Origin of the sequence: Dolomitihabitans soli (assembly GCF_022213955.1) — a bacterium.
GTDB lineage: Bacteria > Actinomycetota > Actinomycetes > Streptosporangiales > Streptosporangiaceae > Streptosporangium_A > Streptosporangium_A soli.
This window is the reverse complement of sequence record NZ_JAKNTW010000032.1, coordinates 128,307-143,031: the sequence shown is the minus strand read 5'-3', so window position 1 is coordinate 143,031 and position 14,725 is coordinate 128,307. Positions and strand designations below refer to the sequence as shown.

Below are 14,725 nucleotides of genomic sequence, written 5' to 3'. Positions count from 1 at the left end.
GCCCGGATCCGTGTGATCCCGGGCGACACACCAGCCCCGAATCCGCTGCCGCAGACACTTACCGCTTAACCTGCAGAAACAGGATCACGCGGAGATCGACTCATACACCACGTGCGTGGACGCGACCACGCGGCGCGACGGCGAGTGCTCGGGCACCTCGTATCCACCTGCATCCACCTGCATCCACCTGCAGGGTCACCTCGCCTGTCAGTCGAGGAGGCCGCCTCGGAGACGGCGACGACGGGCCCGGCCAGGCAGACGCACCAGGTTGCGGCGCACCGAGCCTCACCCTCAGACGGCTGGCGTGCGCCTCAACCGCTCCCAGGCTCACGTATTGGGCCGCGGCAACCTCCAGGTTGAACCGACCGTTCGCGACCACGACCACCTCCTGCTCGCGGGAGGTAACGGAATCCGGAACGACCCCGCACGTGACGCCTTCTCAGCATTAACCGCCTCGGTCCCGACACTTACCACTCGGCCTCAAAGCGGTGAGACGGCAGTCGAGTCATGCGCCAGGGATACGCCGACCACATGGCGCCCAGCTATGGGCCGGCCTGCTGCATGAAGATGGCATGCGATGCCAGCCAAGAGACCGGCCACCTGGTCGTATCCGATCCGGGTTCATTGCCACCTTCACGGCGTGGATCCGAACCGAGCAGCCGCATGTAATCCCGCACGGCGACCACGCCGGGCCGGTTTCCGCCCATGAGTCCGGCCGGACCTGCGGCGATCACCTATCGTGCCGGACCCCCCACAATCGCGACACCGGCGAGGGCGCGAGCCGTACAGAACACGGGCTACAGAAGCGAGCCGACCTTGGGGTCGTACTCCCAGTGCCACGGCTCGAAGGGATTGCTGTAGGCCCACTCAGGGTGAATCCAGCCGAACCGCTTACTGTTCGCCTCAAGCCAGTTGAACTCCGCCGACCGGAACCGCTCAACCCCGCCACACAGATCGACGGCCATCCCCAGCCCATGATTGCTACGCCCGGGAACGGCCGCGAACCCCGGTCGCCGGTAATAGACCGACTGCTGGTTGGCGAGACTCCGGTAACTGTCCGTGACGCAGATCTGCTTGCCGAACCGCCGGCGATAAGCCTCGCTCAAGCTGACGAACGCGATCGCCGCATCCGCCCGAAGCTCCTGCCCCTTCTGCTGGAGCGGGCACAGGTACTCCGTGGGGATCAGCCCATTGGGGAACTTGTCCGCCGACTTCACCTTCGTCGGGTCACACCCGAGAGCCGCCCGGCCCACTTTGTCGATCTTGATCCCCAGCTTGACCATGGCCTTGGTCAACGACTTCACGATCTTGTCCGACCGCTTCCTCAAGATGTCGATCTCCACCGCCACCTGAGCCTCACCCAGCAACTTCCCCGAACGCAGTTCCTGCGCCTCAGCCGCCAGCCGTTCCCGCTCCCCCTGCAGCCGCCCCGTATCCGCGACCACCTGGTTCCGCGCCGCGACAAGCTGCTCCATGCTGCCCATCGCCCGCAAGGTCGCCCCGTCCGACTGACCGGATGCGAACGGCGCGATCTCTCCCGCCCCCGCCTGCTGATAAAGAAGCTCCACCATGTCGGACAGCGGCTTCCGCACCTGCCCCAGGGCCTGATCGGCGTTACGCAACTCCTGCAGCTTGCTGTTCAGCTCCTTGTCGGCGTCGCTGAGCTGCTTCTGCCGCTTCTTCAGCGCCTTCGACGCCTCCTCGAGATCACGCGCCGCGATCTCGGCCTCTTTCCTGAGCTCCGTCAGGTTCGTCGGATCCTGCTTGACCAGGGAACTCACCCGCCCCCCGGCCCCGGCATCCGCCTGATCCTCGACACGGACCTCCGCCACACCCGGCACTTTCACCGAAACCGCCGGATCGGGCTCGTCAACCGCCTGACTCGCCGTCCCCTGAACCAGGGAAGTCATCACCGCGACTACCGCGACCAGGCACGCTGATCGAGGAGATGGCACCGTCGACTCCTCCGTTTGCGAACTCGTGACCTGAGCCAGGCACGCACGTTACTACAGCTCCCCGAGTGCCCGGGCCTGAGTAGCCAGAGCTGCAATGTTCCCTTTGCCCCATTCGCCACCTAGGTTCCATAATCTCACCCTCATACACCCCCTCACGCTCTACCCCACGCACCCCTTCACCCCCAGATACGCCACCACCCCCCATACCGTTCACTTCCACGTCAACCGCACAGACCCCGCATAACCCCATCTATCGGCCGCAGACGTCCAGCACCGCCCGGCATCAACGCCAGCACGAGCAACTGATCGAGGACCTGCCTTCGATTCCGGCAATTCGGGGACACCTCGTCGGAGCCAAGCAGCTCGGAGCCAAGCAGCTCGGAGCCAGGCAGCTCGGAGGCAGGCAGCTCGGAGCCAGGCAGCTCGGAGCCAGGCAGCGTCGCCCTAACGCGACCACTGGTACTGCTCCTGACAGACCTCCCACATCCACGTCCGCCGCCACTCCTCGGGACACTTCCCACGAGAGATTCCCTGCCGCCCCACCTCTCCCTTCCGAGACCACACCGATCCCTCCCGGGACCAGCCCGATCCCTTCCGGGACCAGGCCGACGATCCGCCCTCAGCCCGTCCGGACCACACCGACGAGTCCCCTCCAGCCCGAGGCAACACCGACCGCCCCCTCCCCCGAGGACGCACCTCACCCCAAGGCCGCCCGACAACTCCCCCCTGAACCGGCGCCACCAACCCCCCACCCGGAGCCCTCAGCGAACGCCCCATCAACCGCGCCGGCACCGACCGCCCATACTCAACATCCGCCCGCACCGGCCCACCCACCAACACCGGTTCCGGCACCGGCTCCCTCGCTGGCTCCGATACTGGCTCCGGCACCGGCTCCAACACCGCCCCTTCACCACCCCGCCCACCCTCAGACCGAACCGTCACCGCCACCGGGCCTCGCTCACTTTCAGACCGAGCCCCCACCGGTCCGCTCCCACTCTCAGACCGAACCACCGCCCCCACCGACCCACCGCCCACCTCATAACCAGCCATCTCACCCACCACCAACCCCCCACCCAGTACGGCCGGCACCACCATCGCAACCCCCAACACAACCACCCGCCCCCGCCGACCCGCCCGCCGTCTAATCACGGACCGTGACAGTAGCCACCCACCCCCATCAACACCCCCTCCGCTTGTCATGCCTTTACCGCAGCTCAGACCACCCATGACACCCCCACCCCACTCCATCCGCCCTCCCATTCACACAACCGCCTCCACTTTCGCTAGGCTTAGCCCAGGATCCCCGCCTCCGTAGCTCAGGGGATAGAGCACCGCTCTCCTAAAGCGGGTGCCGCAGGTTCGAATCCTGCCGGGGGCACCGATTTGATCAGGCGTTTCAGCCTCCGACCTGCAGCTTCTCCGCCGCAGGTCTTCTGCTTGGTGGACCTTGATAGGCAGTCGAGTGTGCCCGCAGGCAGCCACAGGACCATGATCGTGGGACATGTGCGGGATGATCTTGAGGGCGTTTCCCCAGGTCAGATCCTGATCCTGAGCCATTCTGGTCTCTGGCAACCCGCTACGACCGCCCGGCATGGGACGAACACAGCCGGTGATCGTGCCGAATACGTGCGTAGAATCCGAGCGTCCTTGCCGATGAGTTCGTCGCGAGCCACCACAGCCGTAGACGGTGGCGAGGTAGTTCAGGCTCTTACGGGGCAGGTCCGTCAACGATCAGGTCAGCCCAGCCGCCGCCGTTGAGGTCGTCGGCGCGCCACTTGCCCTTGGCCAGGCGAGGGGCGTGGGTGCTGACGGCCCGGCGATCTCAGTACAGTGTCGGAGTGGCAGGTGAGCAACTGAGTGCTCGGGTGGACAGCTGGATCTGGTCGGTGCGACTGACCAGGACTCGTTCGATCGCGTCCGACGCCTGCCGGGGCGGTCACGTCCGGGTCAACGGGGTGCGGGTCAAGCCCGCGCACGTAATCCGGGTCGGTGACGAGGTCCGACTGCGGCACGAGGGGCGCGAACGCATTGTGGTCGTCTCCCGGATTATCACCAAGCGCGTCGGCGCCGCCGTGGCCGCCGAGTGCTACGTCGACAAGAGCCCGCCGCCTCCTCCGCGCGAGGAGTCCGTGACGGTGGCCGTACGGGCTCGTGGCGCGGGTCGTCCCACCAAACGCGAACGCCGCAGCATCGACAGGCTGCTCGGGCGCCCGGTGGTGGAGGGGCGGAGCGCCGGGCCCGCTCCGGAGTGAACGGGCATGCTCGCATCGAACTTGATGCGCGACTCTCCCGCAGCCACCTCACCGGCGCTGTTCTCCGCCGGTTTTCTCGCCCGCCAGGAACAACGCCACCGGCGAGACCACGCAGGGCTCGGGGCAGTGGCGAGACTGGATCAAGTCCAGGACGACAGCGACCCGTTTGTGGCCGCGCCGTTTCGAACGAATGGTCACCCAAGCCGGAATGGCGCCCTGCTCCTCACCGATATCCCATGGCGGTTGATCCACAGCCACTGCCACGATGCCCCGATGCGCAATGAGACCGCTTACCACGACGCCCTCGGCCACTTCTTCGCCAAGAACGCCGACACCAGCCCCTACAACGCGCACACCGACAGACCCGCGATGCTCCAACTCGCGGGTGACGTCGCCGGGAGGAGAGTCCTCGACGTCGGCTGCGGGGCAGGGCATTACGCCGCCGAACTTGTGTCACGTGGCGCCGAGGTGGTCGGTATCGACGGCAGCGCCACGCTCCTGAACTATGCACGAGCACACGTGAACGGCGGGGCAGAACTACACCTCCACGATTTGGAAGAACCACTGCACTTCGCCGACGACGAGTCGTTCGACGGGGCCGTATGCGCCCTGGTGATCCATCACGTCACCAAGCGCGCGCAACTCCTGAACGAAATACGTCGCGTCCTGCGGCCCGGTGGCTGGCTCCTTGTCTCGACCACTCACCCGACGGCCGACTGGCGTCGCTTCGGCGGCTCGTACTTCGCTCACGAGTGGAGTGAGCTTCCTGTCGCAGACGGCGAGTTGTCGATCCGCTATGAGCGCGTACCGTTGGAGACATTCCTGGGCGAGCTGCTGGACGCGGGGTTCGCGCTGGAGCGACTCATCGAACCGCGCCCGGCGGCCGGCCTTCAGGAGATCGACGACGCTGCCTACGCCAAGCTTCACACCGCCCCGTGCTTCCTCGCCGTGAGGCTTCAACGTCCTTGATCATGAACGAGCCTCTCCCTTATGAAGAGCAGCATTCCGGCTCCGCGATCATCAGGCGGGCTCTCTGCTTCTCCCGCCTCTGCGAGAAGTCGAGCGAGCGCAGTCCTATCCACGAGAGCAGCGTACGCACGGCACAAGGCCTGGTACGCCTGCAAAATGACGTCGGCTGTGTGCTCAAGCCTTGGGTAGCCACCAGGGATCATCGAAGTCGCCGATTCTCGTCCGAAGCACGCGAGCGTCCTTCTTGGGCAGGGCATGAAGTACGGCATCCACGAGCGAACGGAGCTCGACGGGATCGGGGCAGCACAGCATTTCTCCGCAGGATTGCGCAGAATCGAGAAACCGATGCCATGGGTCGCGTAAGAGCAGCGACCAGGTGCGTAACGCTTCTTCCGCCGCACCGGGCCAATAACGGTCGTGCTCCAGACGGAGCACTACGATACGGCCCCGGTAGGACAGGCCCGGGATTGCGGGGGGTTTCGCGGTGGTTGCCGGTGAACGCCACGGACCGCCAGCGCGGATCTGTGCCGGACGCCTACGCGCCATGGACCTTTCGGATGATCGACATAGTGTCATCCTCCCACAGGCTGGGCTTCAGGAAACAGGTCCTGGAATGCTAAGAGGATTTAACAAATAGGTCAGCAGGTGAGGCGCCGCCAGCAGATGATCGCGGCGGCGAGGATCCACGGGGATTACTTGGCGGCCTTCTACTCCCGCTACCGTGTCGGCCACGACAACAGGTTCTGGGTGAGAATCGAGAACCGATTCCACCTCGAATCGGATTCAGCGAGGTGGAGATCGGTTCAACCCTGTTGCTGATCGGCAGGGTCACCGGCAGGCCGCTCGACCACGCCTGGCTGGAGGCCGAGCACCGGCGTTACGTCATCCCGTCATCGGCGCGACCCGTCTGGGCGCCGGACCCACCCGGCGGCCTCTTATCCGGTGAGCTCTGAGAGCGCTGGCCACACCTCCACGGCCGCGAAGGCGCCGGGAAGGGAGGACACCAGCCGGCCGTCCGGGGCGAAGGTCATGGTGCTCATCGGTATCCAGCCCGGCCCTGGCTCCGGCCCCATCACCGCGAGCGGTCGCCCACCCTGGTCCAGGATGAATGCGCGTCCGCCGTAGTCGACGGCGACCGTCCCGTCCGCCGGGTTCACCGCAGCCAAGCAGGTGTGCACCATGTCCTTGCTCGGAATCATGTTCACTCTTTCGTGCCGCGGTATCGTTCCCCAGCGCGCAAGGCGGCGATCGCCCTCAAGACCGCCCGCACACAGGTAGCCGTCGGCCGCCAGCACGCGATCGCGAGCGGAGTCCACCAGCACGGTCCGGATCCAGACTCCGCGGTCACTCGCGGGCGACCTCAGGGCGGGAACCTCGCGGTCGGCGTCCCGCAGCGTCCGGATCGGTGTGCCTTGGTGCAGGTCCCACACCACGACCGAACGATCCCAGGCCATCGTGACCACGCGGCGCTGGTCGGGGGTCACCGCGATCCACATCACCTCTTCGGTGCCCGGCAGCACGAACCTGCAGGAACCTGTGTCCAGATCCCACACCCGCGTGCCGTCCATGGCCGCCGTGACCACGACCTGACCAGCCGCCGAGATGGCCTGGATCGGGTGGGAGTGCCCGGGCAACTCCGTGATCACCGTCCAGTCGGTCGTGTCCCAGATCCGGATGCCGTACTCCCCGAAGGCGTGCATGCTCGTGGCCATCAGCCCACCATCCGGCGTCAACGAAGTCAGATCGACCCCCGGCGCGCCCGTTTCCACCCGGGTCTGCCCGCCGGTGGACAGCGATACTGTGAACAGCCGGCCGTAGGCGTCGACGACCACGCAGGTATCCCCATCAGGGAGAACCGCACGCGCCTCGGGGATGTGCGTCCGCTGGACCTTGATCGTGCGACGTGGTGTCAGGACTTCGATCATGGCCCTCTCCAGAGTCAGTCCCAACGCGCCGACCGCTGAGCCGGCCGGTGGTAATGAAGCTTCAACACTGCGTCAAGAGGATTCTCCTGCACACGGCGAATCCGCCAATAGCCCGCCAAGATCAAGGAAATCCGCCACGAAACTGAGACCCTACAAGGCCTGTGGATAAAGAGCTTCCCGGCACGGTAATCCCCGTAGCGACGGCCAAGGGCAAAGTAGCCGAGTGGATCCAGTAAGAACGGACCGGTGACCCGGCGAGATAGGCCGGGTCACCGGTCCGTGCAGCCCGTTCAGACCAGTAGCAGCGTCTTCCCCAGAGCGCTGCGCGCCGTGATCGCGGCGTGGGCGTCCGCGGCCCGCTCCAACGGGAAGGTCTGGCCGATGACCGGCCGGATCCGCCCCTCGGCCGCGAGCGACAGCGCCCTCTCGACCCGCTCCTTCGTCTCCGCCGGCGCGGAGTTCTCCAGCTCCATCAGGCCGGTCGCCCGTACCCCGCGCTGCTCGGCCGTGTGTGGATCGACCTGGGCGAACCCGCTGGACGTCCCGTAGCTCACGAACCTGCCGCCGTGGGCCACCGCCTCGAACGCCTCGGTGCCGAGCTGGCCGCCGGCGCCGTCGAGGACCACGTTCGCCCCATTGCCGCCGGTCGCGGCGCGGACCTTGTCGATCCACCCTGCTTCGGTGTAGTCGAACGCCTCCTCGGCGCCCACCTCCCGGACCAGCTCCAGCTTGCGCGCACCGCGAGCCGCGGCGATGACGCGAGCTCCGGCCGCGCGCGCGAGCTGCACGACCAACGTGCCCGTACCGCCAGCGGCCGCGGTGACCAGCACCCAGTCACCTTCCTTGATCCCGGCGGCGTCGATGATGTTCACCGCCGTGGGACCGTCGTGCAGAAGCGCCGCCGCCTCCGGGAGCCCCAGACCATCAGGCACCGGCGTCAGATCTTCGACGGCGACCGCGATCTGCTCCACATAGCCGCCACCCGATGTCCCCACAGCGACGCGGCGTCCCATCCAGCCGGGGTCGACGCCCTCCCCCACCGCGATCACTTGTCCGGCGCCACCATGGCCAGGCACGTACGGCGGGCGGAGCGGAAAATAGTCCTTGCCCGCGCCGCTGCGCAACAGCGTGTCGAGAAAGATGATGTCGGCAACGGACATGCCCACCACGACCTGCCCCGGACCCGCGACAGGGTCGGGAGCTTTGTCCACCTCCAGCACCTCGGGACCGCCGAATCGGTTCACCAATATCTGCCGCATGACCAACACTCCCCTCGCGCCGACCATCTCGACGTCTTCGCCGAGCAGTCTGCAACCTCAATCGGAGTTGAGGTCAACTCGGAGAACGGCGCGTCACCGATCAGCCAATGGCGATGCTTAACCAGGGCCGGAGACCAACGCGTAGGCGAATCCCTTGATCTCAACTCCGTACAGGTCTAGTCCGGCCCACGACACGAGGCGGCTCACGTCGTCACGGAGGTTGTCCAGGTGATGGAGATCCTGCATGGCGAGCGCTGACCGAGTGGCCGCCCGGTAGTTCGTCGGGAAGCCGATCCGGACCTTCTCCGGTGCGGCGCCAGACCCCGTCACCGCATCCCTGCCGCTCCGCCGGAGCATCGGTAAGGTGTCGCTCTCAAGCGAAAGGATCATGGTGCTGCGGTTCTCCCGATTATCGCGGTCAGCGTCGTCGGCATGGGTGGCGGCTGCGGCCGTCGCCGTCTTCCCAACATGGGAACTGTGGCGCGAGCGACGCGCGCTTGAGGAGTTCGACCGGACCCATGGAGAGCCCACCGTCTACGGGTACGTGTGTCAGTTCGGTAGCGGATCGACGCTGTCCCCACTTGCTCCACTGCGTCATGATCTCGACGCGATCATGATGATTTCGACGGAGTGGGCGGTTCCGGCGCTGGTGGTCTTCCTCGGCATTCTTGCGTGTCTCTGCGGGAGGGATCCTGGGGCCGTGGGGCGACGGGTGGCGGGGCTGCTCGTCCTGGCCGCGGCCATCGGACCTCTGGCATCGTTGTACAGCGATCGGGGGATCTGCCGCGAGACGATCCCGCTGTTCAGCGTCGACTGGCTCAGAGGGGCGGCCGGTGGCTGGGGAATCACCCAGCTGTGTCTCCCGGCGGCCGCGGCGCTGGTGTTCGCCGTGTCGCGGGCGACGCGGCCCCTCACCGCCGGCGAGCCGGGCGAGTCACAGGCCGGGATGGTGTGGCGTCGGCCGGTGGCGGCCCTGACCGACTATTTGATCGTCGTTGCGGTCATCAGCGCTGTCGCCGGGGCGGCCTGGCCCTTGATCGGTATGGGCTTCAAGATCCACATGGGAGACGGACTCCTGGAGCGGGTCGACGTGTTCCAGACCAGCGTGAAGCCCGCGGAACTGGCCATCTTGGCCGGGCTGTTCCTCTACGTCTGGATGCAGCACGCCCTGTGGGGGCGGACACTGGGCAAGCGGCTGCTGGGTCTGCGCGTCGTGGCTGCGCGGACGGGCGGACGATTGGGAGCGGGCAAGGCGGCTCTTCGCACGCTGTTCTTCCCCACTCTCGCCTTTGTCCCCGATATAGGACTGCCGTGTCTCCTCGTGGGCGGGCTGTGGATGCTCATCGATCCGGAAGGCCGTGTTCTTCATGACCGCTGGCTGGGCGCTGCGGTGGTGCGTGACCAGGTGAAGAACGCTCAGCCTCAGACATGACCGGCCATCATCCGCATGATCTTGCCAACGCGCTTGCCGTCAAACAGGTCTGGACTGTCCTGGACGACCGTGGGCCGAGGGGACCGCCCGAGCAGGCCCAAAGACGACAGTGGACGGTTGTGCCTTCACTGGGTGAAGGGCGTCTGAGGTTAACCGGTAGGACGTGTCCCCCGTTCTACTTCGCGCGTACGGTCACCTCTGCTCGCGGTGCGTGGAAGGCCAGGTACAGCGTGAAGGTGTACAGGGTGAACAGGTCGGCGCCATCCCAATCCAGGAGCTCGACCTGCCCAGGCGGGGCATCGGGGTGGGCGATCACACAGTCATGGCCCTCCTGATCCTCGCGCCACTCGACAAGGCGGACATCCTCGAATCGGAAGGCCACAACAGGCGTCTTCGCCAACTCGGGTGGAGTCCACAGAGGAGCGTAGACAAATTCCAGTTCCAGCACCGGCGGCCTGCCGGGCTGGTAGGTCAGGCGTCTGAAGTCGGTGTCGTGCAGGTAGACGTGGGCGCCGTCCTCGGTCCAGAACTCATACAGTCCTCCCATGGAGGTGACGCCACGATCCTTGTCCATGGTCACGCCGGCGAACTCAGTGACTGACATGAGGACATGGTCCCGCGGACCGAAACGCTCTAGGAAGCCCTAGAGATCATGTAGCGGCGGAACGCAGCGGGGCGAGACTGTGCCATAGAGCAGGGTCACGGTCCACTACCTCTCGTAAGGCTGGACAGGACAGGACTTCAGCGTGGATGTAGGTCAGGTCGGCCACCCACAACCGGTGCGGCGCGCGGGGGCAGCGAAGTCCCGCTCCACCAGATCGGCCGGGCGCGGACGCTGCGGCTCGGCGAGGCTGGGGCGTAGTCCGAGCAGCCTGCCATTCGCAAACCATGAAAGGATCTTCCGGCAAACGAGGTGGCCGGATGGGTGTCGGCGCATCCGGCACGACAGGAGAACGTAGTGAGTTCGCACCGCCCCGGCGCACTGCGCCCCGCTCATCCGGATGCGTTCTTCGCGGGCGGCATCCGGTTCGTCGGCTCAACCGGCCAATCGGTCGTCACCGAGATCCACGACAAGGGGGAGCTGGTGCTGCCGACCGGCGGCCTCATCGCCGGCGATCCCACGGGACTGGAGTTCCCGGAGGATTTCACGGCCTTCACGCAGACGGTTCCTTCCGGGCGCTATCCGCTGCGGCTGTCGGTCGTACGGTTCTCCGACAACCCCGACCACGTGCGGGTCTGCGCCGCCGTCCTCATCGTGCAAGACGTGCCGACCGTCCACTGGGAGCAGGCGTTGCTTCCCGGACAGGATCTCAGCAAACTCGGCGACGGCGAGTTCTTCGGTTTCGGGGTCGACGGCGCAATGGGGTGCCTGTTCGACGCATCGCTGCTGGACCACTTCGCCACTGTCCTGGAGGACCGCGAGGACGGCGCCGGCTGGGTCGAGTTGCTGTGCGGCGACGGGCCCGACCTGCTCGTCGGGGGAACCCGAACCGTGACACTGACCGGGCCCGCCGGCGAACCGGCCTTGACCGCCTTCGAGTCCGGTTTCGGCGACGGTGCCTACCCGGTGTGGTTCGGCCGCGATGACAACGGCTGGATCACCGCGGTGGTCGTCGACTTCCTCGTCCTCGACGCGATCGAACGCCTCGACCCGATCGGGCCGTGAATCACGCCGCCCTCGACCGAGCGGCCTAGCTCCCGGCGCAAGGGCTGCGGCCGGATCGTGTCGAGGCCACACTGCTCCGAGCCCATGTGCCCGTACGGCGGGTCGGATCGCCCGCTGGCACTTTGTCCGTGATCAGATCTGGCCGCCTCGCCACTTGCCGAGGAGCACCCCGGCCCCGCGGCGACGGCCGCCACCCCGCCCGCCACGAGCCCGCGGGGCAGCCCGAGATCCTGTCGCCGGCTGGCACCCCTGCACTAGGTCATACAGAAACGCAAGATCAACATAGTCTCTGACCAGCCGAAACCTCTGGCGAGGAGGGGCCGGCTCGGAAACTCCGGCTAATTAGAAGTACGACGTCCAGCCGGTTCCGATCGTCTGGCGGCTACCGAAGGTGTTTTTGCCCTTGCCGTTCCACAGGTACAGCGTGCCGCTGGCGGTCGCGGCGATGTCGGTGCGGCCGTCCTTGTTGACGTCGCCGAGGGACATCAGGGTGGGGGCGTACTGCCCCCAGCCCGGTCCGACTTGGATGGGCATGGTGAAGTCGTTGGCGCCCTTGCCGTTCGCGATGTGCAGGGCCCCGGTGTCCTTCTTGACCGCCATCAGGTCGCCGATGCCGTCGCCGTTGAAGTCGCCGGCGATCGGCGTGGTGAAGGCCGTCCAGGTGCCGGGGACTTTGTTCGCCTTGCCGTCTTTGGAGCTCACGACGTAGATGACGCCGTCGCGGCTGGCCGCGATGTCGGCGAGGCCGTCTTTGTTGACGTCGGGTAGGGCCGCCAAGGTTTCCGCGTACGGGCGGCCGTCGTATCCGAGCTTGACCTTCCCAGGGCTGCCAAACGCGTTGCCGCCCTTGCTTTTCCAGCCGTACAGTAGCCCGTCGCTCTTCTTGACCGCCATCAGGTCGGCGATGCCGTCCCTGCTGGCGTAGTCACCCGAGATCGGCCGGCCGTAGGCCGCCCAGCCGCCGCCGATCGTCTTCCGGCCGGAGAACTTGTTGTTCCCCTTGCCGTACCAGATGGTGAGCGCCCCGGTCTTGGTCGAGAAGATGTCGCCCACCCCGTCGCCGTTGAAGTCCGGGATGGCCGCTCCCTTCGTGCCGTTGGCCGCCGTCGCGTTCGCGGTCGCGGGCAAGATCACGGTTGACGCCGCCATCGCGACGCCCACCCCTGCTATGAGCGCCAGCCTGCCGAATCGCGTCCCCGTCATTGAACTTCACGCCTTCCAGTTGATTTTGTTGATTTTTCTTGTACGGCCCAGCAACCTACGAGACAGCGGTATATCGGCGGTATGCGCTCCGATCGGCAGGACACCATCACGCCCGCGCACAAACGCCTCTGCTCCGCAGCAGACCTCACCGTCTTGAGGCCCCCGGCACGACGGCCACCGATGGTGTCCGCCTGCCACGTGTTCCTGGCCTCGACGGTGACCGTCGTCGGATGGCAGCTGCTGGCCTTCACCCTGTACGAGGGGCTGATCTGCGCCTTCTTGCGACTCCGCAGCGGCGTCATCGCCGCCCTCGCGCACGGAATCGCAATCTTCCTGCTGGCCGGCGCGCTGATCTGAGCCGCCGAGCCGGCCCAGGCGTGAGCGTTCTCAGAAATGATCAGTCGTGCGAGCTCGAAGAACTTCAGCATGCGCGCTCAGGGAGCGTCACACCGAGAACTGCCATGCCCAGGCCGCACCCCCGCGATCGGCAACCGAGACGAGCACCTCCAGTTCAGTAGCCGATCGTGAAGCGCCGCTGGACGAAGCGGGGTAGTTCCGTCTCGTCGACAAGGGCGACGGCGGCATCCTCCGAGGAGATGCGGCTGCGTCCGTCAGCGTCGAGGACCGGCTGGTCGCCACCGATCCGGAACCGGCCGGTGCGCCGGCCGGGAGCGATGTCCTCCGCCGGGCTGAAGTAGGTCCAGAGCCGGTTGGACGTGCGCAGGACGTTCAGGGCATCCCGATGCCCGCGTACGGCGGCGGCGTACTCTCTCGGCAGCCCTACCTGATCGAGGCTCTCGTGCATGAGGTCGTCGGAGTCGGCTCGTACGAGGCCAGGCTCGATCTCCAGGCTGCCGGCGCCGCCGATCACGATCAGCCGGGTCCGGGGGTGGCTCTCCAGCGCCTTGAGCAGCGCTCGGGCGGCGGTGGCGTAGACCGTGGGATCGGCGATCGAACGCGACAGGGTGTCGGCGAAGTCATTGGCGGCGTTGCCGGGCTGGAATCCGCTGATCAGTACGTCCAGTCCGGGCAGAACCGCGGCGATGCTTTTGGCGTCGAGGACGTCAATGCTCCTCCAGACGACGTTCTCCCGCTCTTCGCTGATCCGGGTGGCATCGCGGGTGAACGCTGTGACGTGGTGCCCTCGGCCGATGGCCTCGGTGACGACGCGGCTTCCGATGCCGCCGGTGGCTCCGATGATTCCGATGTGCATGGGTCTCCCTATAAAGTCTGGCGTGAGGAAACTATACGGCGTGAAGTTTTTGCACGGCAACCAGTCCAGTGACGGTGTAGAGTGACTGCCGTGGGAGGCACGGGAGGACGCCGCGAACGGCTGCGGGCCGAGACGACAGCGGAGATCAGGCAGGTCGCGCTCAAGCTGATGGCCTCGGGGGGACCTGACGCGATCACGCTGCGGGCCATCGCCCGCGAGATGGGCATGACCGCCAATGCCATCTACGGCTACTTCGCCACCCGCGACGATCTGGTCACCACGCTGATCAACGAGGTGTACGCCGCGCTGGCCGACGCTGTGGACGCTGCATGGGCCGACGCTCCCGCCACGGACCCAGCTAGTCGGATCCAGACATGGGCGCGAGCCTTCCGGGGCTGGGCCCTGGCCAACCCCGAGGGATTTCGCCTCATCTATGGCGACCCCGTGCCCGGCTACCAAGCCCCCGAGGGCGGCGCCGCCCCGAACGCCGCGTACCGGGTCTGCACGGGCATCGCCGGCCTCGCAGCGGCCGCTTGGCCGTACGCCGAGCAGTTCTACGCGGACAGCGACTTCCAGTGGTCCGACTTCGACGGCGGGCTTCTCGGCAAGGTCCGCCCCGCGTACCCCGACCTGCCGCCGGCCGGCGTGGCACTCGCGCTGCGCATCTGGGGCCACCTGCACGGCCTGGTGTCACTGGAGATCTACGGACATCTGCGCACCCAGACGATCAGCCCTGACAAGCTCTTCCGAGAAGAACTGGCCCATCTCGTCCGGTCGCTGGGCATTGACTCCGAGGGATACCGGCCCGAGCCACCGAGGTAGCGCGCAGGAGAATCAGGATCGAAGACGCC

General features: G+C 66.6%; 14 protein-coding genes and 1 tRNA gene. 8 read left to right on the top strand and 7 right to left on the bottom strand.

Annotation, left to right across the window (positions count from 1 at the left end):
* Positions 1-797: 797 nt before the first annotated feature.
* A complete protein-coding gene (locus tag MBA17_RS40235; protein WP_238503023.1) occupies positions 798-1,910 on the bottom strand; it encodes a D-alanyl-D-alanine carboxypeptidase family protein in 1,113 nt (370 codons plus the stop codon).
* A gap of 1,350 nt (positions 1,911-3,260) precedes the next feature.
* Here MBA17_RS40235 and MBA17_RS40230 point away from each other — a divergent pair.
* From MBA17_RS40230 to MBA17_RS40215, 4 genes are all read left to right on the top strand, one after another.
* Positions 3,261-3,333, top strand: a tRNA-Arg gene (locus tag MBA17_RS40230).
* Between the two features lie 460 nt (positions 3,334-3,793).
* Positions 3,794-4,207 carry an RNA-binding S4 domain-containing protein gene (locus tag MBA17_RS40225; protein WP_238503022.1) on the top strand — a complete coding sequence of 138 codons (414 nt, stop codon included), beginning with the start codon at positions 3,794-3,796 and terminating at the stop codon, positions 4,205-4,207.
* A gap of 6 nt (positions 4,208-4,213) precedes the next feature.
* Positions 4,214-5,176 carry a class I SAM-dependent methyltransferase gene (locus MBA17_RS40220; protein WP_238503021.1) on the top strand — a complete coding sequence of 321 codons (963 nt, stop codon included), beginning with the start codon at positions 4,214-4,216 and terminating at the stop codon, positions 5,174-5,176.
* Positions 5,177-5,967: 791 nt separating this feature from the next.
* The gene (locus tag MBA17_RS40215; protein ID WP_238503020.1) at positions 5,968-6,129 is read left to right on the top strand and encodes a hypothetical protein; all 162 of its coding nucleotides are present in this window, start codon (positions 5,968-5,970) and stop codon (positions 6,127-6,129) included.
* Here MBA17_RS40215 and MBA17_RS40210 read toward each other — a convergent pair.
* The 3 genes from MBA17_RS40210 to MBA17_RS40200 form a co-directional block, all read right to left on the bottom strand.
* The gene (locus MBA17_RS40210) at positions 6,112-7,101 is read right to left on the bottom strand and encodes a WD40 repeat domain-containing protein (RefSeq protein ID WP_238503019.1); all 990 of its coding nucleotides are present in this window, start codon (positions 7,099-7,101) and stop codon (positions 6,112-6,114) included. The two genes, MBA17_RS40215 and MBA17_RS40210, sit on opposite strands and share 18 nt — an antisense overlap.
* A gap of 290 nt (positions 7,102-7,391) precedes the next feature.
* Positions 7,392-8,360 carry a zinc-binding dehydrogenase gene (locus tag MBA17_RS40205; protein WP_238503018.1) on the bottom strand — a complete coding sequence of 323 codons (969 nt, stop codon included), beginning with the start codon at positions 8,358-8,360 and terminating at the stop codon, positions 7,392-7,394.
* Positions 8,361-8,477: 117 nt separating this feature from the next.
* A complete protein-coding gene (locus MBA17_RS40200; protein ID WP_238503017.1) occupies positions 8,478-8,750 on the bottom strand; it encodes a hypothetical protein in 273 nt (90 codons plus the stop codon).
* Here MBA17_RS40200 and MBA17_RS40195 point away from each other — a divergent pair.
* Positions 8,749-9,792, top strand: a complete 1,044-nt coding sequence (locus tag MBA17_RS40195) for an RDD family protein (protein ID WP_238503016.1) — start codon at positions 8,749-8,751, stop codon at positions 9,790-9,792. The two genes, MBA17_RS40200 and MBA17_RS40195, sit on opposite strands and share 2 nt — an antisense overlap.
* A gap of 175 nt (positions 9,793-9,967) precedes the next feature.
* Here MBA17_RS40195 and MBA17_RS40190 read toward each other — a convergent pair whose 3' ends face one another.
* Positions 9,968-10,396 carry a hypothetical protein gene (locus MBA17_RS40190; protein WP_238503015.1) on the bottom strand — a complete coding sequence of 143 codons (429 nt, stop codon included), beginning with the start codon at positions 10,394-10,396 and terminating at the stop codon, positions 9,968-9,970.
* Between the two features lie 354 nt (positions 10,397-10,750).
* Between MBA17_RS40190 and MBA17_RS40185 the strand changes: the two genes are divergently transcribed.
* On the top strand, positions 10,751-11,458 hold the full coding sequence (locus MBA17_RS40185) for a DUF4241 domain-containing protein (protein ID WP_238503013.1): 708 nt from the start codon (positions 10,751-10,753) through the stop codon (positions 11,456-11,458).
* A gap of 342 nt (positions 11,459-11,800) precedes the next feature.
* Here the strand turns inward: MBA17_RS40185 and MBA17_RS40180 are convergent, their stop codons facing one another.
* On the bottom strand, positions 11,801-12,661 hold the full coding sequence (locus MBA17_RS40180) for an FG-GAP repeat domain-containing protein (protein ID WP_238503011.1): 861 nt from the start codon (positions 12,659-12,661) through the stop codon (positions 11,801-11,803).
* Positions 12,662-12,742: 81 nt separating this feature from the next.
* Between MBA17_RS40180 and MBA17_RS40175 the strand changes: the two genes are divergently transcribed.
* Positions 12,743-13,018 (top strand): hypothetical protein, encoded by a 276-nt coding sequence (locus MBA17_RS40175; RefSeq protein ID WP_238503009.1) that lies wholly within the window; start codon positions 12,743-12,745, stop codon positions 13,016-13,018.
* Between the two features lie 154 nt (positions 13,019-13,172).
* On the opposite strand, the gene MBA17_RS40170 is transcribed toward MBA17_RS40175, so the two are convergent.
* Positions 13,173-13,874 carry an NAD(P)-dependent oxidoreductase gene (locus MBA17_RS40170; protein WP_238503007.1) on the bottom strand — a complete coding sequence of 234 codons (702 nt, stop codon included), beginning with the start codon at positions 13,872-13,874 and terminating at the stop codon, positions 13,173-13,175.
* Positions 13,875-13,964: 90 nt separating this feature from the next.
* Between MBA17_RS40170 and MBA17_RS40165 the strand changes: the two genes are divergently transcribed.
* Complete coding sequence (locus MBA17_RS40165; protein WP_238503005.1) at positions 13,965-14,696, top strand: TetR/AcrR family transcriptional regulator; 732 nt, start codon at positions 13,965-13,967, stop codon at positions 14,694-14,696.
* Positions 14,697-14,725 lie beyond the last annotated feature (29 nt).